2 protein-coding genes are annotated in these 1498 nt (G+C 29.0%); both read right to left on the bottom strand.

What is annotated here, in order from left to right; all coding sequences use genetic code 11:
• Positions 1-106 precede the first annotated feature (106 nt).
• Positions 107-736: a hypothetical protein gene (locus G498_RS0110060; protein ID WP_131387719.1), complete on the bottom strand. Its 630-nt coding sequence runs from the start codon at positions 734-736 to the stop codon at positions 107-109.
• Between the two features lie 174 nt (positions 737-910).
• Positions 911-1399, bottom strand: coding sequence for a hypothetical protein (locus G498_RS0110065; protein WP_035745087.1), 489 nt, complete (start codon positions 1397-1399; stop codon positions 911-913).
• Between the last annotated feature and the right edge of the window lie 99 nt (positions 1400-1498).

Below are 1498 nucleotides of genomic sequence, written 5' to 3' on the forward strand. Positions count from 1 at the left end.
CAATTTAAGAAAAATTATGTTATGAATGCGAAGCATGAATAAAAGAAAAAATTCCTTTTAGAGTTTAGACCAGCAATGCGGCTAAACCATTGTTAGGTGCTGGCTTTTATTTATTTAGCTCTTTTTTTATTTTGTTATATTCAGAGTAATTTATTTCAGTGTATCTTTTAGGAAATCCTTCTTTTAAAATATCGCTTTGCGCAGTTCCACATAATTCTAAATTATTTTCTTTACCATATTTAATCATGTCTTTTAATTTTTTTTGATTTTTCTCGACAAAGAATTTTGTAGGAAGTGAGTCAATAGAAAATATAGTTTCTACTTTGAGATGATTAAATCTGTGACTTAGATATATTTCTACAGTATCGTTTAGTTTTTTGTAATATCTGTCTTCTTCTGAAACTAGTCTTAAAATATTTCCATTATTGCTATAATAAACTATTTTAAACTGATTGTTATTGATAACGGAATAAAATTCCATAATACTAAAAACACTTCCTTTTTTCTTTTCATTTAATTTTAGTCTTTCATGAGTAGCAATATAATTTACTAATTTCCAATCATTTTGATCTGATCTTAGATATATAGTTGAATCTAATTTTAGATTTTCGTTGAAACTAATTAGCCCATTTTTTTCTCTCTGTGCTTCAGATTTGTTGATTAAAGATTCTCTCTCCTGATTTTTACAAGAGAAAAAAAGAGTAGAAATTATTATTAAGTATTTTATTTTACTCATTTTTTGGTCGCTTGCACCTAACGTCCCGCCGGCTTTGTGAAGGCGGGGATTTTTATTACTGATGCTTACAAATATACCGAAAAGATTGAAAGAAAAAAGTTGAAAAATAGGAGAGAAGTACAAACACTAACTCTTCCCGATACACACCCAAACCCCGCTTTCACAAAACCGCTGTTATAGGCTGGCTTTTAGATTGTCTGAATGATTGAAATTAGAAAACCGAATTGTCCATTCTCTTTTTTCATTTAACCAAACATACATAATTGGGTATTTTCTTTTTAATTTTATGTCAAAGCATGTTTTTCTATTAACAGATTCTATTTTTAACGTAGGTATTGGTTCGCCAGTTCTTCTTCCAAAACTGAACCCATAATTTCCCACTTCATCGTTTTCTTTTCTATCAACTTCTAAGTCAGCTCGAAAGTCATTATTAACATAAAATTTTAAAGAATCTTTGAATCCACCTACAAAATAAACTGTAAACTGTCCTTTAAAAAATCTGTTAGCAACAACATGATGTTTGTCTTCTTTATCCCAGTCTAACCATTCGTACTGTAATTTTACATTTCCTTCACAAGAAATATTTTTCTTAAGTTTTTCTTTAGGTTTGCAACCATAAAAACTTAGAATAATTAGAGATAAAATATAGATTGTTTTTTTCATATACGTACTCTTTGGCAAGCTTGCCTATAACGTGTTGCAGCTTGGCAAAGTTGCGACAGTTAATGATTTACGTTCACAAATATACCGAAAAGTTAGAAA

The organism is Flavobacterium suncheonense GH29-5 = DSM 17707 (assembly GCF_000430025.1).
Classification (GTDB): Bacteria; Bacteroidota; Bacteroidia; order Flavobacteriales; family Flavobacteriaceae; genus Flavobacterium; species Flavobacterium suncheonense.

What these genes read in the sequence shown, in the direction of transcription:
- G498_RS0110060 (WP_131387719.1), bottom strand. Translation starts at nt 736, where the DNA reads ATGAGTAAAATAAAATACTTAATAATAATTTCTACTCTTTTTTTCTCT.
- G498_RS0110065 (WP_035745087.1), bottom strand. Translation starts at nt 1,399, where the DNA reads ATGAAAAAAACAATCTATATTTTATCTCTAATTATTCTAAGTTTTTAT.